21 protein-coding genes are annotated in these 23,412 nt (G+C 62.0%); 10 read left to right on the forward strand and 11 right to left on the reverse strand.

From position 1 onward, the window contains the following. Positions 1-19 precede the first annotated feature (19 nt). From ahpC to SMD31_RS13055, 4 genes are all read left to right on the forward strand, one after another. Positions 20-583 carry an alkyl hydroperoxide reductase subunit C gene (gene ahpC, locus SMD31_RS13040; RefSeq protein WP_320501333.1) on the forward strand — a complete coding sequence of 188 codons (564 nt, stop codon included), beginning with the start codon at positions 20-22 and terminating at the stop codon, positions 581-583. Between the two features lie 164 nt (positions 584-747). Beyond that, positions 748-2,331, forward strand: coding sequence for an alkyl hydroperoxide reductase subunit F (gene ahpF, locus SMD31_RS13045; RefSeq protein ID WP_320501334.1), 1,584 nt, complete (start codon positions 748-750; stop codon positions 2,329-2,331). A gap of 129 nt (positions 2,332-2,460) precedes the next feature. Continuing rightward, positions 2,461-3,021, forward strand: a complete 561-nt coding sequence (locus SMD31_RS13050) for a helix-turn-helix domain-containing protein (RefSeq protein ID WP_320501335.1) — start codon at positions 2,461-2,463, stop codon at positions 3,019-3,021. Between the two features lie 2 nt (positions 3,022-3,023). After that, positions 3,024-3,566 carry a GNAT family N-acetyltransferase gene (locus SMD31_RS13055; protein ID WP_320501336.1) on the forward strand — a complete coding sequence of 181 codons (543 nt, stop codon included), beginning with the start codon at positions 3,024-3,026 and terminating at the stop codon, positions 3,564-3,566. A gap of 12 nt (positions 3,567-3,578) precedes the next feature. On the opposite strand, the gene SMD31_RS13060 is transcribed toward SMD31_RS13055, so the two are convergent. Next, entirely contained in the window at positions 3,579-4,664 is a 1,086-nt protein-coding gene (locus SMD31_RS13060) for a M14 family metallopeptidase (protein ID WP_320501337.1), read from the reverse strand. Positions 4,665-4,723: 59 nt separating this feature from the next. Between SMD31_RS13060 and SMD31_RS13065 the strand changes: the two genes are divergently transcribed. The 4 genes from SMD31_RS13065 (at position 4,724) to SMD31_RS13080 (ending at position 9,290) form a co-directional block, all read left to right on the forward strand. Beyond that, positions 4,724-5,440 (forward strand): hypothetical protein, encoded by a 717-nt coding sequence (locus SMD31_RS13065; RefSeq protein WP_320501338.1) that lies wholly within the window; start codon positions 4,724-4,726, stop codon positions 5,438-5,440. 64 nt (positions 5,441-5,504) lie between these two features. Further along, positions 5,505-6,065 (forward strand): tetratricopeptide repeat protein, encoded by a 561-nt coding sequence (locus tag SMD31_RS13070; RefSeq protein ID WP_320501339.1) that lies wholly within the window; start codon positions 5,505-5,507, stop codon positions 6,063-6,065. Next, positions 6,055-6,759, forward strand: coding sequence for a hypothetical protein (locus tag SMD31_RS13075; RefSeq protein ID WP_320501340.1), 705 nt, complete (start codon positions 6,055-6,057; stop codon positions 6,757-6,759). The genes SMD31_RS13070 and SMD31_RS13075 overlap by 11 nt, the downstream gene beginning before the upstream one ends. A gap of 152 nt (positions 6,760-6,911) precedes the next feature. Next, a complete protein-coding gene (locus SMD31_RS13080; protein ID WP_320501341.1) occupies positions 6,912-9,290 on the forward strand; it encodes a DUF1989 domain-containing protein in 2,379 nt (792 codons plus the stop codon). Positions 9,291-9,448: 158 nt separating this feature from the next. Here the strand turns inward: SMD31_RS13080 and SMD31_RS13085 are convergent, their stop codons facing one another. The 4 genes from SMD31_RS13085 to SMD31_RS13100 form a co-directional block, all read right to left on the reverse strand. After that, a complete protein-coding gene (locus SMD31_RS13085; protein ID WP_320501342.1) occupies positions 9,449-10,186 on the reverse strand; it encodes a methyl-accepting chemotaxis protein in 738 nt (245 codons plus the stop codon). Between the two features lie 182 nt (positions 10,187-10,368). After that, complete coding sequence (locus SMD31_RS13090; RefSeq protein WP_320501343.1) at positions 10,369-11,712, reverse strand: NAD(P)/FAD-dependent oxidoreductase; 1,344 nt, start codon at positions 11,710-11,712, stop codon at positions 10,369-10,371. 188 nt (positions 11,713-11,900) lie between these two features. Beyond that, positions 11,901-12,737: a phytanoyl-CoA dioxygenase family protein gene (locus SMD31_RS13095; protein WP_320501344.1), complete on the reverse strand. Its 837-nt coding sequence runs from the start codon at positions 12,735-12,737 to the stop codon at positions 11,901-11,903. A gap of 61 nt (positions 12,738-12,798) precedes the next feature. Beyond that, complete coding sequence (locus SMD31_RS13100) at positions 12,799-14,487, reverse strand: APC family permease (protein ID WP_320501345.1); 1,689 nt, start codon at positions 14,485-14,487, stop codon at positions 12,799-12,801. Between the two features lie 508 nt (positions 14,488-14,995). On the opposite strand from SMD31_RS13100, the gene SMD31_RS13105 reads away from it, so the two are divergent. Continuing rightward, complete coding sequence (locus tag SMD31_RS13105) at positions 14,996-15,598, forward strand: hypothetical protein (protein ID WP_320501346.1); 603 nt, start codon at positions 14,996-14,998, stop codon at positions 15,596-15,598. 112 nt (positions 15,599-15,710) lie between these two features. On the opposite strand, the gene SMD31_RS13110 is transcribed toward SMD31_RS13105, so the two are convergent. Genes SMD31_RS13110 through SMD31_RS13130 form a run of 5 tightly spaced genes read right to left on the reverse strand, consistent with a single transcriptional unit; the run spans position 15,711 to position 20,879 of the window. Continuing rightward, positions 15,711-16,115, reverse strand: coding sequence for a hypothetical protein (locus SMD31_RS13110; RefSeq protein ID WP_320501347.1), 405 nt, complete (start codon positions 16,113-16,115; stop codon positions 15,711-15,713). 10 nt (positions 16,116-16,125) lie between these two features. Further along, the gene (locus SMD31_RS13115) at positions 16,126-17,508 is read right to left on the reverse strand and encodes an FMN-binding glutamate synthase family protein (protein WP_320501348.1); all 1,383 of its coding nucleotides are present in this window, start codon (positions 17,506-17,508) and stop codon (positions 16,126-16,128) included. A gap of 50 nt (positions 17,509-17,558) precedes the next feature. Then, positions 17,559-18,395 (reverse strand): GltB/FmdC/FwdC-like GXGXG domain-containing protein, encoded by an 837-nt coding sequence (locus tag SMD31_RS13120; RefSeq protein ID WP_320501349.1) that lies wholly within the window; start codon positions 18,393-18,395, stop codon positions 17,559-17,561. 28 nt (positions 18,396-18,423) lie between these two features. Then, positions 18,424-19,359 carry a class II glutamine amidotransferase domain-containing protein gene (locus tag SMD31_RS13125; protein ID WP_320501350.1) on the reverse strand — a complete coding sequence of 312 codons (936 nt, stop codon included), beginning with the start codon at positions 19,357-19,359 and terminating at the stop codon, positions 18,424-18,426. 53 nt (positions 19,360-19,412) lie between these two features. Continuing rightward, positions 19,413-20,879 carry a glutamine synthetase family protein gene (locus SMD31_RS13130; RefSeq protein WP_320501351.1) on the reverse strand — a complete coding sequence of 489 codons (1,467 nt, stop codon included), beginning with the start codon at positions 20,877-20,879 and terminating at the stop codon, positions 19,413-19,415. A 328-nt stretch (positions 20,880-21,207) separates the two neighbouring features. Between SMD31_RS13130 and SMD31_RS13135 the strand changes: the two genes are divergently transcribed. After that, positions 21,208-21,966, forward strand: a complete 759-nt coding sequence (locus tag SMD31_RS13135; RefSeq protein WP_320501352.1) for a FadR/GntR family transcriptional regulator — start codon at positions 21,208-21,210, stop codon at positions 21,964-21,966. A 102-nt stretch (positions 21,967-22,068) separates the two neighbouring features. On the opposite strand, the gene SMD31_RS13140 is transcribed toward SMD31_RS13135, so the two are convergent. Next, positions 22,069-23,409: an NAD(P)/FAD-dependent oxidoreductase gene (locus tag SMD31_RS13140; protein ID WP_320501353.1), complete on the reverse strand. Its 1,341-nt coding sequence runs from the start codon at positions 23,407-23,409 to the stop codon at positions 22,069-22,071. Positions 23,410-23,412: the final 3 nt, after the last annotated feature.

Consider the following 23,412-nt stretch of genomic DNA (forward strand, 5'->3'; position numbering starts at 1 on the left):
CAATTGGAGAACGTTCGATATGTCGTTGATCAACAGCACCATTAAGCCGTTCAAGGCCGAAGCCTTCAAAGACGGCAAATTCATTTCCGTCACCGAAGCCGATTTGAAGGGCAAGTGGGCCGTCTTCTTCTTCTACCCGGCCGATTTCACCTTCGTCTGCCCGACCGAGCTCGAAGACCTCGCCGACAATTACGCCGAGTTCCAGAAGCTCGGCGTCGAGATCTACTCGGTTTCGACCGACACCCATTTCGCCCACAAGGCTTGGGCCGACACCTCGGCCGCCATCAAGAAGATCAAGTACACGATGCTCGGCGACCCGACCCTGCGTCTGTCGCGCAACTTCGACGTGCTCATTGAAGACGCCGGTCTTGCCGACCGCGGCACCTTCGTCGTCGATCCCAATGGCGTCATCCAGATCGTCGAAGTCACCGCCGGTGGCATCGGCCGCGACGCCAAGGAACTCCTGCGCAAGATCAAGGCGGCACAGTATGTCGCGGCACATCCGGGTGAAGTCTGCCCGGCCGCCTGGAAGGAAGGCGCCAAGACCCTGGCTCCGTCCCTCGACCTGGTCGGCAAGATCTAACACACGACCGACTGCTCTTTACCGTCATGCCCGGGCCCAGCTTTGATTTTGGCTGGGGCCGCGCATCCACCCTCTCCGTTACAACAGTGGATCCCCGGGTCTTAGCCCGGGGATGACGGGGGAGAGCTATACCGACCGCACACCAATTCTCGGAGAGTCTCATCATGTTGGACGCCAATCTCAAAGAACAGCTGAAGGCCTATCTGGAGCGCATCACGCAGCCGATCGAGCTTGTCGCCTCGCTCGACGCCAGCGACACCGCGCGCGAGATGGAAGAGCTGTTGAGCGAGATCGCGACGCTCTCCGCCCTCATCACCTATGAGCGCCGCGACGACGATGCCAGGAAGCCCTCCTTCGCGATCCATCGCACCGGCACAGCCGTTGGCGTGCGCTTTGCCGGCCTGCCCATGGGCCATGAATTCAATTCGCTCGTCCTCGCCTTGCTCCAGGTCGGTGGTTATCCGTCGAAGACCGCCCAGGACGTGATCGAGCAGGTCCAGGCATTGGACGGCGACTTCCATTTCGAGACCTATTTCTCGCAAAGCTGCCAGAACTGCCCGGATGTGGTGCAGGCGCTCAATCTGATGAGCGTCCTCAATCCGAAGATCCGCCACGTCGCCATCGACGGCGCCAGCTTCCAGTCGGAAGTCGATGGCCGCCAGGTCATGGCCGTGCCATCGATCTATCTGAACGGCCAGCCATTCGGCCAAGGCCGCATGGATCTCGAACAGATCCTCGCCAAGATCGATACCGGTGCCGAGGCGCGCGCGGCTGAGAAGTTGAAGCACAAGGCCCCCTTCGACGTGTTGGTCGTGGGCGGTGGTCCGGCCGGTGCCGCGGCGGCGATCTATGCCGCGCGCAAAGGCATTCGCACCGGTGTGGTGGCCGAGCGTTTCGGCGGCCAGGTGCTGGACACGATGGCGATCGAGAACTTCATCTCGGTCTCGCATACCGAAGGGCCGAAGCTCGCCGTGGCGCTCGAGGAACATGTGAAGGCCTATGAGGTCGACATCATGAACGTCCAGCGCGCCGAGAAACTGGTGCCGGCCAAGGTGCCTGGCGGCCTGGCGGAAGTGCATCTCAAGAACGGCGCGGTCCTGAAGGCGCGCAGCGTCATTCTGGCGACCGGCGCCCGCTGGCGGCAGATGAACGTGCCCGGCGAGGCCGAGTATCGCAACAAGGGTGTCGCCTATTGCCCGCATTGTGATGGTCCGCTGTTCAAGGGCAAGCGCGTGGCGGTGATCGGCGGCGGCAATTCCGGCGTCGAGGCGGCGATCGATCTCGCCGGCATCGTCGCCCATGTGACGCTGATCGAGTTCGACGGCAAGCTGCGGGCCGACGCGGTGCTGCAGCGGAAGTTGAACTCGCTCCCCAATGTGAAGGTCGTCACCTCGGCGCTCACGACCGAAGTGCATGGCGACGGGTCGAAGGTCACGGGTCTTTCCTACAAGAACCGCGATACCGATGAACTGCACCGCGTCGAACTTGAAGGCATCTTCGTCCAGATCGGCCTGGTGCCGAACACGGAGTTCCTCAAAGAGACCGTGGCGCTCACCAATCGCGGCGAGATCGAGATCGATCATCGTGGGGCCACCTCGCAGCCCGGCGTGTTCGCGGCCGGCGATGCGACGACGACGCCCTTCAAGCAGATCGTCATCGCCATGGGCGAGGGTGCCAAGGCCTCGCTGTCGGCCTTCGACTATCTCATTCGCCTGGCCCCGGTCGAGGGCGAGGTGAAGGCGGCATAACGCTCGACTTCAGTACCATCCATAGGTCTCAACACCGCCGGAGCAGCAATGCCGGCGGTGTTTTGCTTTGTGCAACGGCCAGGAAAGCAGCTGTTGACTCTCGTCAAAATATGAGAAATATTCTCATATATGAGAAAAACCGATGACACCATCGACCACCGCATCGCCCTGCGGCTGAAGGCTCTGCGCGGCGAGCGCGGCTGGTCGCTCGACGATCTCGCGGCCCGCAGCGGCGTCAGCCGGGCCACCCTGTCGCGGCTCGAAAATGCCGAGGTGAGCGCCACGGCGAGCGTGCTGGGGAAGCTCGGCGCCGCCTATGGCCTCACCGTCTCGCGCCTCATGCATCTGGTGGAGGAGGGATTTCTACCATTGTTGAAGCGCGCGGATCAGCCGGTCTGGCAGGACCAGGCGAGCGGCTTTCATCGGCGCGCCGTCTCGCCGCCGGCGCAAGGGCTGGCTGGAGAGATCATCGAAGGCACGCTGCGGCCCGGGGCCGAGATCCTCTATGAAACACCGCCGCGACCCGGCCTCGAGCATCATCTGGTGCTGCTGGAAGGGGCGCTCACGCTGACCATCGCAGGGCATGTCCACCCACTCGAACCGGGCGATTGCCTGCGTTACCAGCTCTTTGGCGGCAATGCCTTCAAGGCGGGCAAGAAGGGTGCCCGCTATCTCCTCTTCATGGTGTAACGATGGCTCCAAACGCGATGGCCGGGATTGCGATCCGGCCGGTGCTCGCCGACGAGATGATGCGGCGGCTCGATGAGTTCGGTGCCGTGCTGCTGGCCTGTGTCGCCGACGGGGCCAGTGTCGGCTTCGTCGAGCCGTTCGGCGCCACTGATGCCACCGATTATTGGCGGCGCAAGGTGCTGCCTGCCGTGCGGGGGGGCGAGGTCGTGATCCTGGTGGCGGAAATGGAAGGCCGCATCCTTGGCACGGTGCAGCTCGATCACGACACGATGCCGAACCAGCGCCACCGCGCCGAGGTCAGGAAGCTCCTGGTGCATCCCGATTTTCGCCGCCGCGGCATTGCCCGCGCGCTGATGGCCGAGATCGAAACCCATGCCCGCAGGCTGGCGCGCAGCTTGTTGACCCTCGACACGCGGAGCGGCGATGCGGCCGAACCGCTCTATCGCGATCTCGGCTTCGACGTCGCTGGCATGATCCCCGGCTATTGCCGCGATACACGCTCCGCCCGGCTCGATGCGACGACGCTGATGTACAAAAGGCTGTGACCGCAGCCCAATTCAGCTCTGCGTCAGCCCCTTCATCGTCCGGCCCAGCACATCGACGGCGCGCTCGATGACCATTTCCTTCCAAAGCTTCTCGTCCGGATAGAAGGTGTAGCGGATCTCGCTCTTGATCTTGCGGCCCTGGGCGCTGTCGAGATTGCCATGGACATGCAGCCAGTTGTCGGCCCTGACGGCATCGATCATCGCATCGACCGGCACAGTGCCGTATTCCAGCGTGATGCCGGTCAGCGTCACGTCGGGAAGGGCCGCGACGACGCCGAGTTGCGTGTCGCCGGTCACCGCCGTCGAGGTCGAGGAGCCGTCATCGAGCAGGGTCGATTCCGCACCGAACCACTCGCGCACGCGCGCCGCTCCTGGTGTGCCGCCAAAATCGTTCGACATGATCTCGCCCACGCCATAGGGGCCAAGGCCGGTATGGAGATCGATGAAGGCCACATCGCGCGCCGTGGCGGCATAGGGCGAGAGCGCCTCGATCAATGTGCGGCGCGACCAGGTGGGGCCGGTGCCACCATAAAACACGCCCTGCTTGTCCCAATACTGGCCGTTCATGATCGCGGCCTGCAGGTCGATCTTGCTGTGGCGGGCAGCGTAATCGTCGAAGATCTTCTTCACCGCCGCTTCCGATTCATCCGACCACGCATCGGGGCAGATGGCGCTGCGCAATTCCTTATAGCCGTCATTCTGCGGCAACGCCTTGGCGTGGTCGAGGAAGTTGCGGTTGAGGTCGACATTGTCCTCGTTCACGCGCCGCACCCAGGCAAAGCCATAGGGGTTGATGGCATGGACCAGCAGCACGGCGGTGCCGGCGGGCAGATTTTTGAACGCCCCCTGCCGAAGCCAGCCCGTCTGGATGCCGGAGCCGCAGAAACCTTCCGCGCCATGGGTCGAGGACATGGCAATGAGCAGGCGCGCCGCATTCTTCGGCCCGATGCGGGCGACATCGGTCGAGAGATCGCCGCCATCGGGCCCGCGCTGCGGGTTCTGATAGGTGACGGTCTCGGCGCCAGCGGCTTTCGCGGCATCGCGAAAACGGGCACGCGCCTGGGCATAGGTCGAGGAGAAATGGGTTTCTGCGGTCATGATTTTCAGTATATTGCGAATGAATGGGGTGTTGAACGGGCATATTATAGGGATGGCAGTTGGCGACGGAACCCCCTATCGGCAATGTCCTCATCGGCCTTGTTCTGCTGTGCCTGGCTTTGCTGCTGCCGGAGTCCGCCTGGGCGAAAAGCTGCACGCCGCCGACCGACGGGCCCGAAATCAAGATCAAGCTGGTCGAAGGCAAGCTCGCGCAGAATTCGGCCCTGGGGCTGCAGGCGCTCACCCGCAAGATGCGGCCCCATGAGGACCCGGCCCTTAAGTCGATCTACAGCTTCGGCCTCACCAGCGTTGAATGGCGCAGCAAGGCCGATCTGCAATTGACCGGTATGCCGTCCGGCGCCACCGCCCATTGCTGGTACGTGGCCGGTATCAGCATGACCATCACATTGCGCTCGACCGTTTTCGTTGCCAAGGAAATCGCGCGCGACAGCTGCCCCTGGCGCGAGGTGCTGAACCACGAGCAGAAGCATGTGACGCTGAACGCCAAGATGTTCGCGCGCCTGCCCAAAGAGCTCAAGCCCAGGATCGCCGCCGTCGCCGGGGGCGGAATTCTCTCTGCCAAAGGCCAGTTGGCCATGGCAACCTTTCGTCCCCGGATCGAAAAGGCGATCGGCGCCGCACTCGACGATTTCTCTGCGGCCCGCGAAAAGCAGCATCGCGACGAGATCGATACCAAGGCGGAATACGACCGCGTCGATGCGGCATGCCCCGAGGCGGAATGGGATGCGGTCTTCCATCGGGCCGGACTTAAATAGGCAGGCGGATCGGCCGCCGCGATGATATGATCGTTGGGTCGACGGCTGGCTCGCGAGGTGTTGCTTGAAGCGCCTGGATCTTGTTGCATTGTTGGCAAGCGTTGGCCTGCTGCTGGCCGGTGGCGCGGCTCAGGCGGACCAGACCGATCCGCGCCTGCCGGCGCTGTTCCAGCGCCTGCACGACACAGCCAATGCCAACATCGCGCGCGTTACCGAATTCATGATCTGGCAGATCTGGGGCGAGAGCGGCCGGCCGGAACTCGACCGCCTGATGGCGGAAGGCGAGGCGGCGATGGGCGACGACGATTATCCGACCGCGCTCAAGAAGTTCAACGACGTCATCGCCGCGCGCCCGGATTTTGCCGAAGGCTGGAACCGGCGGGCGACGCTCCATTACCTCACCGGCGATTACGCGGCTTCGCTCGCCGATATCGATCACGTCCTGGAACTGGAGCCGCGCCATTTCGGGGCGATCTCTGGCCTCGGCGTTGTCAACATGGCACTCTCCCACGACGCGGCGGCGCGCGATGCGTTCGAACGTGTGCTGGCACTCTATCCGCTCAATGTTCCGGCGCGCGAGAATCTGAAACTGGTCAAGAAACGGCTGGACGACAGTGCGATCTGAAAAGCCGGTTCTGCGCGCCGCCTTGCTGCTGTTCATCTGCCTTGCCGGCGCCCAAACGGCATGGGCGGACTGTGGCGAGGCCATCGCGCCGCCGGTGGTTTCAGTCCGCACGCTGGCACAGCCCCCGACCCAGGATGTCAGCCACGGCATCGCACAATTGTCGGCCGATCGTAGCCTGGCCGTGCCGCGCGGTCTCGAGAATTTCCGCTTCGCCGTCGGTGCCACCGCGGCCCAGGCGCAAGGCCGCACCAACTGGCAGATGCGCGGCGAACCGCTGGCGGGTGGCGGCTATTGCTGGGAGATCGCGCAGCTGGAAATCGTCGTGACCGTCGCCACCAAGGTCTATATCGCGCGCGAAGTGCCGCGCGGCAGCTGCCTCTGGAACGAAGTCGTCCGTCACGAGGCCAAGCATGTGCGCGCCGATCAGAAGCTGTTCCCCGAGCTGTCCGGCCTCATCCGGCCCAAGGTGCTGCGGGCGATTTCACGCACCGTACCGGCTGCCAATGAGAACGATGCGCGCGCGGCGCTGGGCGCATTGATCAATCGCGCGGTTCAGGAGGCCGTCGCGGCGTTTCAGGTCACGCGCAATCAACAGCAGCTCACCATCGATACCGCCGCCGAATACAGTCGCGCCAACCGCGTGTGCGGCAATGCGGAAGTGGCGGCGGCCATCCAGCGCGCCGGGCTCAAATAACTCCGCGGCTGCCCAAATCGGTCTGGCTTTGGTTGCGGAAATCCGCCGTTGCCGGTCGATTGCCGGCTTGAGAGGTGGTTCGTCAGCGGTCTATCATTGGGCTCAGAATGGTGTCGTCTCGTGCGGCGATAAGCTGAGGTCAGATGGGCGTCATGTCGAGCGATGGAACGGCGCGACCACGGGTCATTGAACCTGGCCTGCCACGCTGGGATCCTGGAACCGAGCGTTACCGGCTGGCCGGACTCGGCGCGCTGATCCTTCGGCTCGAGGCCGGCGACCGCCTCGACATCGTCGACCGCGAAGGGCGGCAGCCCTGTGAACTGGCAGCCTTTCACCCCGATAGCCTCAAGCCGGACCTGGCTGCGTTGAACCTGCAACCCGGGCCCGTATCGGCGGGGATCGATGCCGTCCTTGCCGGCACCCCGCTTGGCTTCGGCCTCCCGCCGGACGAGATCCATCAGCTGCGCCACCAATTGGCCCATTGGCGGATGCCCAAAGGGAGCGACGGCGTCGCACGCATCCTGGAAGGCGACACACGCCCCGGTGACAAGGTAACCTTGAACGCAGCGCGGGCAGTGATCGTCATTTTGCATGCCCCGCGCGGTCACGGCCCCGCCATGCTGCCGGACGAGCAAACGCCGGCGACGGATCTTTCGGTCATCATCCGCCGCGCGACCGTAAACCCCTTGGCCAGCCCAACGCTGCCGGCGCCTTTGGGTGATCTTGTCGCCGAATACCGCGTCGATCGATGCACGGCGCTGTCCTATGAGGTGAAAGAAGGGCAGTTCATCCAGGTCATTGATGTGGACGGGCGGCAATGCTCCGATTTCGTGGCCTTTGACGCGCGCCAGTTGGCCGAGGGGCGCGAGCGCGGCATCGACATGACGACGACACGCACCATGCTGGGGGCGATCTATCCGGGTCCCGGCCTGGCGTCGAAATTCTTCGACATGGACATGCAGGCGCTGACTGAAGTCGTGCGCGATACCTGCGGACGTCATGACACATTCGGCCTGGCCTGCACCGCGCGCTTTTACGAAGACGCCGGCTATCCCGGACATCCCAGCTGCTCGGAAAACTTCAACAACGTGCTGGACCGTTTCGGCCTGGCGCGGCGGCGCGGCTGGCAGGCGGTCAATCTTTTCTACAATACCGGCGTCAATGCCTCGAATGCGATCTTCCTCGACGATCCCTGGTCGCGGCCGGGGGATTACGTGCTGATGCGGGCGCTCAAGGATCTGGTTTGCGGATCGTCGGCATGTCCCGACGATATCGATGCCACCAATGCCTGGAACCCCACCGACATTCATGTGCGCATCTATGATGCCAAGAGCGACTTCACCCGAGCCATGGCCTATCGCATGACACCAGATGCCGAACCGAGATTGACGCGCGAGACCGGCTTTCATGCGCGCACCAGTACGCTAACGCGGAACTTTACCGAGTATAAGGGCTTCTGGCTGCCCAGCCGCTTCAACAATGCGGGGCCGACGGCCGAGTACTGGGCTTGCCGCGAAGGGGCGGCGGTGATGGATCTGTCGCCCTTGCGGAAGTTCGAAGTGCTGGGGGCCGATGCCGAGGACCTGTTGCAGGCGGCCTGCACGCGCAACATCCGCAAGCTCAGCGATGGCCAGGTGGTCTATACCGCCATGTGCTATGACCACGGTGGCATGGTGGATGATGGCACGGTGTTTCGTCTGGGGCCCGACCGCTATCGCTGGATCGGTGGCGACGAGTTCGGTGGCAAATGGCTGCGCGATCTGGCCGAGAAGAAAGGCCTGCGCCAAGTCTGGGTGAAGTCTGCCACCGATCAGCTGCACAACATCGCGCTGCAGGGGCCAAAGAGCCGCGAAATCCTGAAGGAGATCATCTGGACGCCGCCGGCCCGGCCGCGCGTCGATGAAATCCAATGGTTCCACTTCACGGTCGGCCGCATCGGCGACTACAACGGCACCGCTGTGCTGGTCTCTCGCACCGGCTATTCCGGGGAACTCGGCTACGAGATCTTCTGCCACCCCAAGGATGCGCCCAAGGTCTGGGACGCCGTGTGGGAAGCGGGCCAGAAGCATGGCCTGTTGCCGCTGGGTTTGGAGGCGCTCGACATCCTGCGCATCGAAGCCGGCCTCGTCTTTGCCAATTACGAATTCAACGATCAGACCGACCCGTTCGAAGCCGGCATCGGCTTCACGGTGGCGCTGAAGGGCAATGAGGAATTCGTCGGGCGCGAGGCGATCATCCGCCGCAAGGAGCATCCGCAACGCGTTCTTGTCGGCCTCGAGATTGAGGCCAAGCAGGCGGTGGGGCATGGCGACTGCGTGCATGTGGGCCGCGCCCAGGTCGGCGTCGTCACCTCCGGCTGCATTTCACCAAGCCTGGGCAAGAACATCGCGCTTTGCCGCGTGGATGTCACTTATGCAGCGATCGGCACGGAAGTGGAGATCGGCAAGATCGATGGCCAGCAGAAACGCCTGCCGGCCCGCGTGGTGCGCTTCCCATTCTACGATCCGGATAAGCTGAAGCCGCGGAGTTGAGCGCGGCGCGGCTCGTCACGTGGCCCCCCTCTCTAACCCTCCCCCTGAAGGGAGAGGGGATAAGAGCGAGGTGCTCGTTCGATCTCAGACTGAAAGCCCTCTCCCTTCAGGGGGAGGGTGGGGTGGGGGGCGAACCGCGGTGACGTCTCAGACCACCCTTAATGCCCGCCTTGCGTCGGCGTGGCGAGGACGGTCTGCAACTCGTTCATCAGCTTGGTGATGCGCTCGGCCGAGGCGCCGGATGTCGTGGCCAGCGTCTTGATCTCCTGCGCCACCACGGCAAATCCTAATCCCATGTCGCCGGCGCGGGCCGCTTCGATGCGGGCGTTGAGCGCCAGCATCTTCAAGGCGCGCAGCACTTCAAGGATATTGCCGGTATCCTTGACGATATGTTCCGAGATCACCGCAATCCGGTCGATGAGATCGCGGTTGGCTTGCTCCAGCCGCTTGCGCTCCGAAATGTCGATGATGAAGCCTTCGAGGAATTCGAGATTGCCGGCTGCATCGAAAACGCCGCCGCCGATTTCATGCACCCAGATCGCCTCACCCTGCCGCGGCATGATGCGATAGTCGATGTTCCAGTTGGTCTGCGTCTCCAACGCCTTGCCGACGGCGGCATCGACGGCCGCCAGATCATCCGGATGCGTGATCGAGGCGTAGCCGCGAACCTTGTTGCCGATGAAGTCGCTGGGCGGATAGCCGCTCACCGTCAAGATGCCCTCGCTGATATAGAGCATCGTGTAATTGGGGTCGTTGCGGCAGCGATAGAGGAAGCCGTCCATGCGGCCGGTGATGCTGAGCAATGCCGCCAGCCGTTCGTCGGCAACGCCGCCCATGCCTGCAGCGCTCTGCGTATCGAAGCTGCCGACATTTCCCATCTGGCTTTCGTCGATCATTGCCATTCCTGAATCAGTCAGTGTCATTGGTCTAACGCTTGGCGCACCGCTTGGGAAAATGGACCGTGACGGGAAAATGAGCCTCGCCTGGTAAACAAATGGTAATCCCGCAGTGCAACCGGTCCTATCGCCAGGAAGCGCGTTGACCCACGCTGCCCGGTTTTAACCAGTCGTTTACGAAGTCACTTAGACTTGAGATAGCTCTCGAGTGAATCGTCCATCGCCTGCAGCCACGGTGTGTGATGCTTGGGCGACATGTTGCCGGTCATGATCGAGCGGTACGAATTATTGCGGAAGCCCATGATGTCTTCCTGCTTGTGGTGCTCCCACTCCATGAAGGTCTTGTTGACCGTCTCAATATCGAAGCTCGGATAGTCGGTAAGATCGATCAGTTCCTTCACGTAATCGCCCTGGAACCAGATCATCTGCTCGGCATCTTCCAGCGTTTCTTCGCGCGCGCGCCAGGCAGCACTGTTCTTCTCCATCTCCGCGCGGCTGGGCAGTGGCTGGCGCCCCAGAATGACGTCGCGTGCGTACCATGCCTGCGCGTCGAACATGTTGAAGGTATAGAACTGGTCCTGCATGCCGATGAAGTGGAGCTTCGGGTTGTCCTCCCACACCACGCCGCGATAGAGGCCGGTCGGCCACATGCGATTGGCGGTCTTCAGGCGCAGCTTGTCCTCAAGGAAGGGGAAGTGGTGCAGGTAGCCGGTGCACAGGATGATGGCATCGACATCCTTCGTGCTGCCGTCCTTGAAATAGGCGGTCTTGTTCTCGACCCGCTGCAACAGCGGCTTCTCCTCCCAATTGGCCGGCCATTTGAAGCCCATGGGCTTTGAGCGGTAGGAGGTGGTGATGGATTTGGCGCCGTATTTGTAGCACTGCGAGCCAACATCTTCGGCCGAATAGGAGCGCCCGATGATGAGGATGTCCTTGCCCTTGAATTCGACCGCATCGCGGAAGTCGTGGCTGTGGAGGACGCGGCCGTTGAAGGTGCGGAAGCCCGGAAACTCCGGCACGTTCGGCACCGAAAAATGGCCGGAGGCGACGATGACGTGGTCGAATTCCTCGCGGCTGACCTTGTCGTTGACGAGGTCGTGGGCCTCGACCGTGAACTTGGCTGTCTTCTCGTCATAGGTAACATGGCGAACGGGGGTGCGGAAACGCACCCACTTCTTCACGCCGGCTTTTTCGACGCGGCCCTTGATGTAATCCCACAGCACCGCGCGCGGCGGGTAGGAGGCGATGGGCCGGCCGAAATGTTCCTCGAAGGTGTAATCGGCGAATTCCAGGCATTCCTTGGGCCCATTGGACCACAGATAGCGATACATGCTGCCATGGACCGGCTCACCATATTCATCGAGCCCCGTGCGCCAGGTGTAGTTCCACAGGCCGCCCCAATCTTCCTGTTTCTCGAAGCAGACCACCTCGGGGATCTCGGCGCCCTTGGCGGCGGCGGATTGAAAAGCCCGGAGAACGGCGGTTCCCGACGGACCGGCACCGATGACGGCAACTCGCTTTTTCATATCGGCTCCCTGCACCTGATTTTTTTAAGATGATCTAAGCGTGTTCAAGCCCCGTTCAGCGGCCGGACAGCGAATTGGTTGCGCCCGGCCGGCATGCCACAAATGCCACTCTCATGCGGAAAAGAATAACCTATGGCAGAGAGGGCTTTCAATGATCGCGTTACCAAAGTCAGACATATTTCAACCAATTAAAGGCCATTTAGCCAGGCCGAGCGATAGCCGTCGGCGCGCCACAGGATCGGGAAGAAGCTCTCATCCATCGCAAGGTCGCCCTGCCGGCGATAGCGGCTGTAGATGTAGCTGACCTCGGTTTCGTGGAAGTGGCATTCGGCGGCGATGCAATGCGCGACGAGCGACCGGCGCGGGACCGTAGCCGTGTTGGTGCCCGATCCGTGCCAGACATGGCCGTGATGAATGACCGCATCGCCGGCCTTCACCTCGATCGGCACGATGTCGATGCTGCCGCCGGCCTCCGCCGCCGCCTCGCGCAAGGTCGCACGGTAATCGTCGGGGGCGTGGAACTTGCCCTTCGGTTTGGAGAGCGGCCACAGATGCGAGCCCCGCGCATATTCGATCGTGCCGCCGGCGGCCGAAGTATCGTCCAGCGTCATCCAGCAGGTGACATACCCGGCCGGCACGACCCAATGGCAATAGCTGTCATCCTGGTGAAAGCCCAGCGATTTGGCACCGGGCGGCTTCCACAGCACATTGTCCTGGCCGATGCGCGCACCCTGCCAGCCCGCAAGGCGCGCGCAGAATGCGCCGACCTTTTCTGAGAGGACGATGCGTGCCACCGTCTTGTCCGCGCGCCAGCCATTGCAGATCTGCCGCGTCCGGTCGGGCGGATCGCGCCCCTCGATCCAGTTCCATTCGTCTGGGTAAAGCCCAGTCTCGAATTTGCCCTGAAACAGCGGCTCGAACCGCGACCGCGCAGCGGCGATCGTCTCCGGCCCTAGGAAGTCGCGGATGATGACGAAGCCGTCGCGGCGGAAGGTGTCGATGAGATGCGGGTCGATGGCGGTCATGTGCACTGCCAAAAGAAAGGGGCGGGGTCCGAAAACCCCGCCCCGTTTCTCCTTCAGGTCGTCAGAGTGTAAAGATCCAGTTCGACACCAGGACCACCGCCACGCCGGCGATGAGGGTGATGTAAGGCAGCATGCCGGCCTTGCGTTCACCCAGATGCCCCGCATCCTTGAGGCCCAGATCTTCCAGCATGCGCGCCGGGAACTGGCCCTTATCCGTCACATAATGGCGATACCAGAAGACCGGGATGATCAAGGCGGCGACGACGATGCCGCTCCACAGCGCGGTCGGGTTCCACACTTTGGCGCCAGCACCCATGAACATGGCGTTGACGAAGGCGAGGATCGTGCCGGCGGCGAGGATGATGGTCGGCGCCTTGAAGGGGCGCCGCACATGCCCGGCATCAATGCGATGGATCCAGCCCGCATTGAGGTTGAGGAAGTTGAAGATGATATAGCCGCAGTTGGAAACCGCGAGGATCCAGTAATAGGCGGTGGCGTCGGTGGCAGCGATCGAGAGCAGCACGAGGTTGACGCCGAGATCCGTCCACATCGCCCCCGTGGGCGCGCCGTTATGGTTGACGTGGCTGAGGAACTTCGGCAGCCAGCCATCGACCGAACCCTGGTAAAGGGTGCGCGACGAACCCGCCATCGCCGTGATGATGATCAGGATCAGCGAAGCGATCATCAGGAACACGAAGATGACGTTCATGAAGTGACCGCCACCCACCATGCGGGCCATGGCATCCGCCACACCCGTGCCGGCAACGATGCCGCCATCCAGCATGCCATTGAGGCCGAGATAGCCCTGGAAGGTGATCGGCACCAGGATGAACAGCACCAGGCACAAGAGCCCTGAATAGAAGATCGCCTTGAAGGTATCCGTCTCGGGGTTCTTGAACTCGCTGGTGTAGCAGATCGCCGTTTCGAAACCGTAGGTCGACCAGGCGGCGATGAACATGCCCCCTAAGATCAATGTCCAGCCGGCGATGTTCCATGAGCCGGGCTCAGGCGCATAGGGTGCCGCCAGCGGCACGAAGGGCGAGAAGTTCGAGGCGTAGAAATTGCCGTTGAAGAACGGCACCACGCCGACGATGAGCAGGGTCAGGACGATGATGAGGCCCACCACCGTCTGCACCTTGGCGGTGCCGAGAATGCCGCGGTGCTGAATGGCAAAGGCGATCAGCATCAGGACGGCGCCGATGACGAAGGTCCAGTTGAAGGAAAGGATGAAAAAGTGAAGATCGAAGGTGAAGCCCCAATTGTGGAGCGGCATCAGCGCTGCCGTCGCCCCCGCATCGTCGAGGACCGTGCCGGTGGCTGCCGCTTCGGCGATCTTGGCGGCGATAGCTTCGGCGGCTGGCGCCGGCTCCATGATGCCGAGGATGTAGCCGGCGGCGATCGCCGAACCCAGCGACAGCACCGGCGTCCAGGCAAACCAGTTGCACCACACCGAGAGCGGGGCGATGAACTTGCCGTATTTCAGCCAGGCGGCAGCACCATAGACCGAGGCGCCGCCCGATTTGTTCGGGAAAAGGCCGGCGATTTCGGCATAGGTGAAGGATTGAATGAAGCCCATCACCATCGAGACAGCCCAGATGGCGAAGGCCGGAATGCCGACCGTGCCGGCAATGCCGCCGATCGAGAAGAGGACGAGGGCGGGCACGCCGCTCGCCACCCAGAAGGCACCGCGCCAGTCGATCGCGCGTACCAGTTCGCCCTTGGCAGGGCCGGACATCGTTTCCGCAGACATCTCTCCAGTTCCCCTCACTAGTGTTTTCGAGTTGACGATCCCGGGGTCCTTCTGTCCTTGCCGCTTGCCTGAATGAGCGACCGTGCAGCCCCCGTTGCCGCCGGCCGTCTGATCCCATCAGACGCTACAGTTCGAGCCGAAACGCGTGTAAGCAAACACATGCGGCCGCAGAGCGATCGGGCTCAGCGGCTTTGGTCGTGATTGGTCTGTTTTCTGATGTCGGCGCAATGCTGGGCGGCCCGCGTCACCGACGCCACCGCATCATCCCGGAGCGCCGACTGCATTCCGGGTGAGTCTCTGAATTCACGTCTCAAACGCTGCAATCCCAAGCGAATTTCCCCCTCGCCGGTCACGCGTCGATGCTGAATCATCTCCTATTGATGATGCGACAAACTGCCCGCCCAATCCAGCACATTCTTGGCAAAGATGGCCCAGGATTGGTTGAGCCGAGCGTTGCGGCGCGCGGGCGCGCGCGATATCGTCGAGGCCAATCGAAAGGCGAGGCGAGATGGCGAAGAATTCCGACAAGGTGGTCCTCATCGGCGAAGCGGCGGCGGCCTTGCGTGAAGATTTCCTGCACTGGCAATGCCGGCTGCGGCAGATGGCGATGCGCGAAGGCGGCGGCCGGCCCAGTGCCGGCATGCGCCCCGTTATCTTCGCGCGCGATGACAGCCAACTGGCCGGCTCGACCGTCGTTCTGCTGCACAAGGCTGATACCGAAGATTCCACCGCCTTCTTCCGCCACCAGGTCTTGAAGACCCAGGACCCGGTCGAACGCTGGGAGAAGGCGACCGAGCACATGGCCGCCGGCTATTTCCAGCGCTTCCGTGATTTCGACGACACGCTGACGGCCTTGTTCGGCCCCGGCACGACGCTGGTCGACCAGCTGCTGGGCCAGGGCAAGGTCTATCTCGATTTTGCCGAGCTCAGCCAGCGCTTCCGCCTGCTTGTGAAGGTGACCGAGCTATCGGAACACGACCCGCTCTATCAGGCGACCTACTGGCATAACCGCATGTTCAACCCCAACATTCCGGCCGGCGTCCGCATCGTCTCGTTCAGTCCCGATTGGGGCCGGAGCGAAGGCGAAAGCGGATTTGAAGATCGGGAGTAGCGCAGAGTTCGTCATGGTCGCCGAAGGTGGACCATGACGACGGGTGAAGACAAAAAAAGCCCCGCCGTTGCGACACGGCGGGGCAGGACCTTGAGCGGGTTAATGGGGCTGGTTAGAACTTCCGATAGGCCTTATTGAGGTCGACCATCGGGTGCTTGCGCGACATCTGGAACTTGATCAGCAATTCGCGCGCGATCATGTCGCGGTCCTGCTGATTGTCCGGCAGCTTGAGGTCCTGAGGCACCGTGACCCAGCCGTTGATGTTGCGGTCGAACACGGCGGCCCGGCCTTCCTCATAGCCCATATGCACGTCCTCGAGCCAATTGAGGTCGTCCCAGCCCATCGTCTCCAGATACTTCTTCAGGAACGGCGTCAACCGGTTGTAGTCAGGGACAAGGTTCACATCGTAGCGATAGCCGATGTGTTGACCGATCTCCTTCTCGCGGCTGGAATCGAGACCATCGCCCTTCAAATACTTGTCGACGTCTTCCTTACCCGCGGGCTTCTTCTCTGCCATCGGTTCCTCCTTAGTAACGGGTCATGTCGGGGCGGCCGACCGTGTGCTGCGAACCAGCCAGCGGCACCTGCGCCAGGGCCGAGGCTTCCATGGTGAGTGCTGCGAGGTCTTCCGGTTCCAGCGAGTGCACATTGGTCTTGCCGCACGCACGCGCCATCATCTGCGCTTCGATGGTCAGGCAGTGGAGGAAGTTGTAGACCCGCTCCGCCGCCTCATCGGGATCGAGCCGCTTGCGCAAGGCGGGATCCTGCGTCGCGACACCCACCGGGCAACGGCCGGTATGGCAATGATAGCAATAGCCGGCCTCGCAACCGATCTCCTTGGGGAAGTCGGCCTCGGGGATATCCTTGTTGCAGTTGAGCGCCATCAGCGCCGAATGACCGATGGCCACCGCATCGGCGCCGAGCGCCAATGCTTTGGCGACATCGCCGCCATTGCGGATGCCGCCGGCATAGACCAGGCTGATTTCGCCGGTCTTGCCCACATCGTCGAGCGCCTTCCTTGCCTGGCGGATGGCGGCGATGCCGGGCACACCGGTTTCCTCGGTGGCGATGTGCGGACCGGCGCCCGTGCCGCCTTCCATGCCGTCGATATAGATGCTGTCCGGACCGGTCTTTGCCGCCATGCGCACGTCGTCATAGACGCGCGCCGCACCGAGCTTCAGCTGGATGGGAATCTCCCAGTTGGTCGCTTCGCGGATTTCCTGGATCTTCAACGCCAGATCGTCCGGCCCCAGCCAGTCCGGGTGGCGCGCTGGTGAGCGCTGGTCGATGCCGGCGGGCAGCGAGCGCATTTCGGCAACCTGGTCGGTCACCTTCTGGCCCATCAGATGGCCGCCGAGACCCACCTTGCACCCTTGCCCGATGAAGAATTCGCAGGCATCGGCCAATTGCAGATGGTGTGGGTTGAAGCCATAGCGCGACTGGATGCATTGATAGAACCATTTCGAGCTGAAGCGGCGCTCATCGGGGATCATGCCGCCCTCACCGGAACAGGTCGCCGTCCCCGCCATGGTGGCGCCACGCGCCAGCGCGATCTTGGCTTCGAAGGAGAGAGCGCCAAAGCTCATGCCGGTGATATAGACCGGCACGTCGAGCACCAGCGGGCGTTTGCATTTCGGCCCGATGACCGTCTTGGTCTCGCACTTCTCGCGGTAACCCTCGATCACAAAGCGGGTGAGGGTGCCGGGCAGGAAGGTCAGGTCATCCCAGCTCGGGATCTTCTTGAACAGCGAGAAGCCGCGCATGCGATAGCGGCCAAGTTCGGATTTGATGTGGATGTCGTCGATGACGGTCGGCGGGAACATGAAGCTGTTGCCAAGGCGCGAGGTGTCGCGCGACAGCGGCTTCTTATCCTTGGGTTGAGCGGCCGGAGCCTTCTTCTCTTTTGCCATCTGGCTGTTCCTTGTCTCTGATGGGAGGAAGTAGCAAAGGTCCTGTTGCGTTACAGGATCAGCTTCTTCTCCGAAGGCTCGAGATTGTCGTAATTCCACAGCTGCTTGCCGGCGACGATCTTGGTCATGTTCTTGACCCCGTTCGGCGCCTTGAGGCCATAGAGCTTCAACTTCCGCTCCATCCACTGGCAGTCGAGCTCGTTCATCTCGCCCGGCACCGCGTCGACGCCCAGGCCTTCGATCTTGCCGCCGACATAGATGGTGCCGTCATACATCGAATCGCCGAGGTTCTTGCCGGCGTCGCCCAGGATGACCATGCGTCCGCGTTGCATCATGAAGCCGCAAAAGGCACCGCAGCGACCACCGACGATGATGGTGCCACCCTTCTGGTCGATGCCCATGCGGGCACCGACATCACCCTTGCACACCAAATCGCCACCGCGAATGGCCGCACCGAAAGTGGAGCCCGCATTCTTCTCAATGACCACGGTGCCGGCCAGCATGTTCTCGGCACAGGACCAACCCACGCGTCCTTTGATGTGGATGTTCGGCCCATCGATCAGGCCGCAGCCGAAATAGCCGAGGCTGCCTTCGATCTGCAGGTTGAGCTTGTTGAGGATGCCGACGGCGATTGCATGCTTGGCACCGGGATTGCGCATCACGATGGTGCCATAGCCTTGTTTCATCAGGTCGCGGAGTTTCAGGTTGATCTCCGAGGTCGAGAGTTTCTCGGCGTCGAACTCGGCGCGCTTGTTGAAATCGACGTCATAAGCGCCGGGATAGGTGAAATTCTCTTCTTCCGACGGCGAGAAGAATCGCTGCTGGGTGCGGCCCGAGAGCTTCTCGGTATGCATCCCCATTTCGTGTGACTGTGTGCGAAGCGCCATAGTCGGCTCCTGGCTAAAGTGATCCTGATTACCGCTTCCAGACCCGCACTTCGCCCTCATAGGGGTCGAAGGTGTCGATCTCGTGCGGAAACACGCTGCGGATGGCGACTTCTTCCGACGCCAGGCCGATGAAGTCGTCGCTCTCGTAAAGAACCATCGGCTTCGCGGCCATCACATCCTTGGCCATGCCGAGGCTGTCGGCGGTGGCGACCAGATAGGTGAAGACGCCGTCCAGTTCGTCGATGGAATCGGTCATCGCGTCTTTGAGCTCGGCGCCCTGCTGCATCTTGTCGGCAAGGTAGACGGCGATGAGTTCGCTGTCGCAGTTCGACATGAAGCGATGGCCGCGGCGTTCCAGGTTGCGCCGCCCGGTCCAGTAATTGGTGAGCTGCCCGTTATGCACGACGGAAACGTCGGCGAAGGGATAGGCCCAATAGGGGTGGGCCGAGCGGATGTCGACGTCCGATTCCGTCGCCATGCGCGTATGGCCCAAGGCGTGGCTGCCCTTGAAGCCTTTGAGGTGATAGGCACCGGAGACGTCAGCGGCGTCACCCAGATCCTTGATCAGTTCCAGGCCATAACCCAGCGACAGGATCTCGGCGCCGTCGATATCCTCGATATAGTTGGCGAGCTTCTTCTTGTCGCCGCCGAAATCGAGCGTGTAGCGGAAGGCATATTCGGTGGCATTCTCCGCCTGCACGATCGTGGCGCCCAGTTCCTTGAGGCGCTTATCGACCTCGGCCTTCCGGTCCTTCACCTGGTCATGGATCTTGAAGCCATGCTTCATATCCTCCTGCTCGGCGACCTTGAAGCGCATGATCAAGGTATTGCCCTTGGGGCTGCCATAGAGCGCAAAGCCGGTTGAGTCCGGCCCGCGATGCTTCAAGCTTTGCAGCATCGCGGTCATCTCGGTGCCGATGTCGCCGGTCTTGCCGCGGTGGATCAATCCTGCGATTCCACACATGGATAACTCTCCTTGAAGTTAAACGGCAGAGAAGTCCAAGGACGTCCTGCCCGTCAGGGCAGGATGTCCCAATACTGCTCCAGATCCCAATTGGTGACGGTGGCCATGAACTTTTCATGCTCGTCACGTTTGTAGTGCATGAAGACACGCATCATGTCGCCCGGCAGGGCGCTGTTGATGACCTTGTCGTTCTCGAGGTGATCGAGCGCTTCGCCAAGGCTCATCGGCAGCTTTTTGACCTTCTTGCCGGCGGCAATGGCCTCGTACATGTTGCGCTCTTCCGGTTCGCCGGGATCGATCTTGTTGCTGATGCCGTCGTCGAAGGCCTTCAGCAATGCGCCAGCCATCAGATACGGATTCACCGCGGCATCGACCGAGCGGTATTCGAAGCGGCCGGGTGCCGAGATGCGCAAGGCGCAGGTGCGGTTCTGGTAGCCCCAATCGGCAAAGACCGGTGCCCAGAAGCCGGTGTCCCACAGGCGGCGATATGAATTGACCGTCGAGGAACCAATGGCGGTGAGCGCATTCAAATGCTTGATCACGCCGCCGATGGCATAGAGTCCGATCTGGCCCGGCTTGCCGCCGCCCTTGCCCGGCATGAAGGTGTTGACGCCGCCCTTCCTATACGAGAACACGTCTTTCTGTCCGGGCAGCTTTTCCTGATGCAGGTTGTTGACCTGGTCGTCGCCACCAGTCCACAGCGACAGATTGTGATGGCAGCCCGATGCGGAGACACCCATGAAGGGCTTCGGCATGAAGCAAGCGATGAGGTTGTTCTCCCGCGCGACCTGCGCGCAGATCTGGCGATAGGTGGTGAGACGGTCTGCGGTACGCATGCAGTCGTCGTACATCCAGTTCAGCTCAAGCTGGCCCGGGGCATCCTCATGGTCGCCCTGGATCATGTCGAGGCCCATCGCCTGGGCATATTCGATGACCTTCATGAAGACCGGGCGCAGGCTTTCAAACTGGTCGATGTGATAGCAGTTGGGCTTCGAGAAGCCACCATCGGGCAAGCCATTGTCGCCCTTCTTCAGCCACATCATTTCCGGTTCGCAGCCGTGGCGCAGATGCAGGCCCTTGTGCTTCTTCTTGAACTCGTCATGGATGATGCGCAGGTTGCCGCGGCAGTCAGAACTCAAATGGCCGCCGGGATTCTCGCGCTCCTCGCGATTGCGGAAGCAGGTGCAAAAGACGCGTGCGACACGCTTGTCCCACGGCAGCTGCACGAAGGTCTCAGGGTCGGGTATGCCCACCAGTTCGGAGGCTTCCGGGCCGTAACCGATATAGTTCTTGCGGCGATCGACGAAGAGATTGGCGGTCGATCCGTAGACCAGCTGGAAGCCTTTTTCGGCGACCGTTTCCCAATGATCAGCGGGAACGCCCTTGCCGACGATGCGGCCGGTCACGGAAACGAATTGGTAGTAGATATACTTTATACCGAGTGCATTGATCTGGGCGCGGACTTGTTTGACAAGCTCCTTCCGCCCTTTTTGTGCGACGTGTGCCTCAAGGTCAGTCATCTCACCCTCCCCAAAGCAGCGACTCGTTGGCCGCTGTTGAGCGATGCCGGGACGCTCCCGGCATTCCGCGTCAGTTGCTCATGAACAACTCTTCTTCGTTTCGCTTGGCCGGTCTTTGGTGCCGACTAAAGCGATCCTTCGCGGGCGGTGGAGAATTGGGCCTTACTGGTCTTTCGCGTTTCCCTCCGATACGGCAGTCGCGCTCGCAAGATTTGCTTGTGGGCGGGCGTGACTGACGGCGATTGACCGTATGGCTACCCCACTCGCATAATCCGATCCTTGCATGGCGGTCCTAAGGCTGCCAACCAATTTTTTCAAAGGATCAGAATTGGGTCGAATTGGTACACCAGCGAAGGATGCCGCCGGTTCCGGGGCGGGCCGCAGCGCAACAGATGGCAGCCTGCTGCCGGTCGATGGCAATCGGGGTTCCGTTTGGATCGCCGGCCAATTGCGCCAGGCCATCGTGGCTGGGACCTACAAGCACGGCGAGAAGCTGCCGGCCGAACGCCATCTCGCAGATGCATTCGAGGCCAGCCGCACCACGGTGCGCTTGGCGCTCGATCAATTGGAACAGGAACGGTTGGTCACCCGGCGCGTGGGTAGCGGCACCTTCGTCAATCACCGCCCGGTTTCAGACCTCGACAACATCGCCGATTCGACCTCGCCCCTTGAACTGATCGAAGCGCGGCTGGGGCTCGAACCGCATATGACGCGTCTCGCGGTCCTCAATGCCACCAACCGCGATCTCGAGAAGATGACCGAGGCGATCGAGAAGGCCGAGGCGGCCGGCGACGATCCGGAGATCTGGACCGAATGGGACACCCAGTTCCATCTGCTGCTCGCGGAAGCCGCGCATAATCGCTTGGTGCTGTGGCTCTATCAGCACATCAACGAGATCCGCTCCCACGACCAATGGGCCTCGATGCGCGACAAGGTGCTCACACCCGCCCGCATCGCCGAATACAACCGCCAGCACCGGGCACTCCTCGGCGCCATCGCCAGCCGCGATGTCGAAGGTGCCGCGGCCATGGTCACCAGCCACCTCCACTTTGCCCGGCGGCAATTGATGGGGATCGAGGGGGCTTAGACAACTCATACAGTCGTCATGCCCGGGCTTGACCCGGGCATCCACTCTCTCAGGCAAACAGTGGATCCCCGGGTCAAGCCCGGGGATGACGAATGATTGGTATCAGCTCCACGGGAACGGCGAGTTCGACGTCGGGTGCAGCTTGCCTTCGGCAAAGCGCGAGAAGCGGAACGGGCGCAGCAATTCGTCGCCCATGCCGCAGATGTCGTCGGCCACCAGCTTGCCGACGCCGATCATCTTATAGCCGTGGTTGGAATCGGCGATGACGTAGACGTTCTCGGCGAACTTGTCGAAGACCGGGAAGCTGTCGGCGGTGAAGCAGCCGATGCCGCCCGAGGGCTCCTTCTTGTATTTGGGCATCGTGCCCATGAAGCGCTTCTGGCAGAACGCCAAGGCCGAAACCCACATATGCGCGAAATCGTCACCGACAATGAATTCCGGGCTTTCCGGGCCGTAAGGGTCGACACGCACCTTGTTGAGCTCGGTCTGCACCTTGAACGGCATGGCGCCGCCCTGGACGCCACCGAAATGGAAGTCGGGCTTGTAATAGATGCCCCACAGCTTGTCGGTGATGAGCGAGCCGTCCTCGTCGGAATAGAGCGGCGCGTCGGTGTCGACATGGATCACCGGCGGCAGCTTGCCGTCATTGGTCTTCTGCAGATCCGGATCGACGCCAAGGGTCCCTTCCTGCAGCGACCAATAGACCCACATCGGCACGTTCTCGTGCATCTTGCCGTCCTTGCCCTTGATCGAAATGGCATCGGGCAGGTCCAGCATTTTCCAGACCGAGCGCACCCAGGGTCCCATGCCGGCGATGACATAGTCGCACTTGATATCGCCCTGGTTGGTCTCGACCGCGGTGACGGCGCCCTTGCCGTCGCGTTTCAGGCCCTTCACCTCGACGCCGGTCACGATGCGCACACCCTCGGCCTCGGCTTTTTTGGCGAGGCCGTACATAGCCGCGGTGTTGTTGGCATAGCCGCCCTTCTTCTCGTGGAGGACCGAGGTGATGCCCTTGGCCTGCCAATCGTCGAAGATGCCCTTCATATAGGTCATGCAATCCTTCTCGCCCTCGATGAAGGTCGAGGTGTAGCCGATCTCCTTCTGCTGCGCGTAGATCGAGGCCACGTCCTGGTGCATCACTTCCGGGCTGATCTGCATATAGCCGACGGGATGATAGGAGAAGGCTTCCGGGTCGCTTTCCCAGACACTGACCGAATGCGCCATCAAGCGGCGCATCGCCGGCTGGAAATAGTTGTTGCGCACGACCCCGCAGGCAATGCCCGAAGCGCCGGCCGCAATCGCCGTCTTGTCGATGATGAGCACATCCGCCCCCGACCCCTTGCCGCTCTTGCGCAGGTTCTCAGCCAGATGCCAAGCCGAGGAGAGGCCGTGGATGCCGGCGCCGATGACGACGTATTTGACGTGTGCTGGAAGGGCCATGGG

It is taken from the genome of Dongia rigui (genome assembly GCF_034044635.1).
Taxonomy (GTDB): Bacteria; Pseudomonadota; Alphaproteobacteria; order Dongiales; family Dongiaceae; genus Dongia; species Dongia rigui.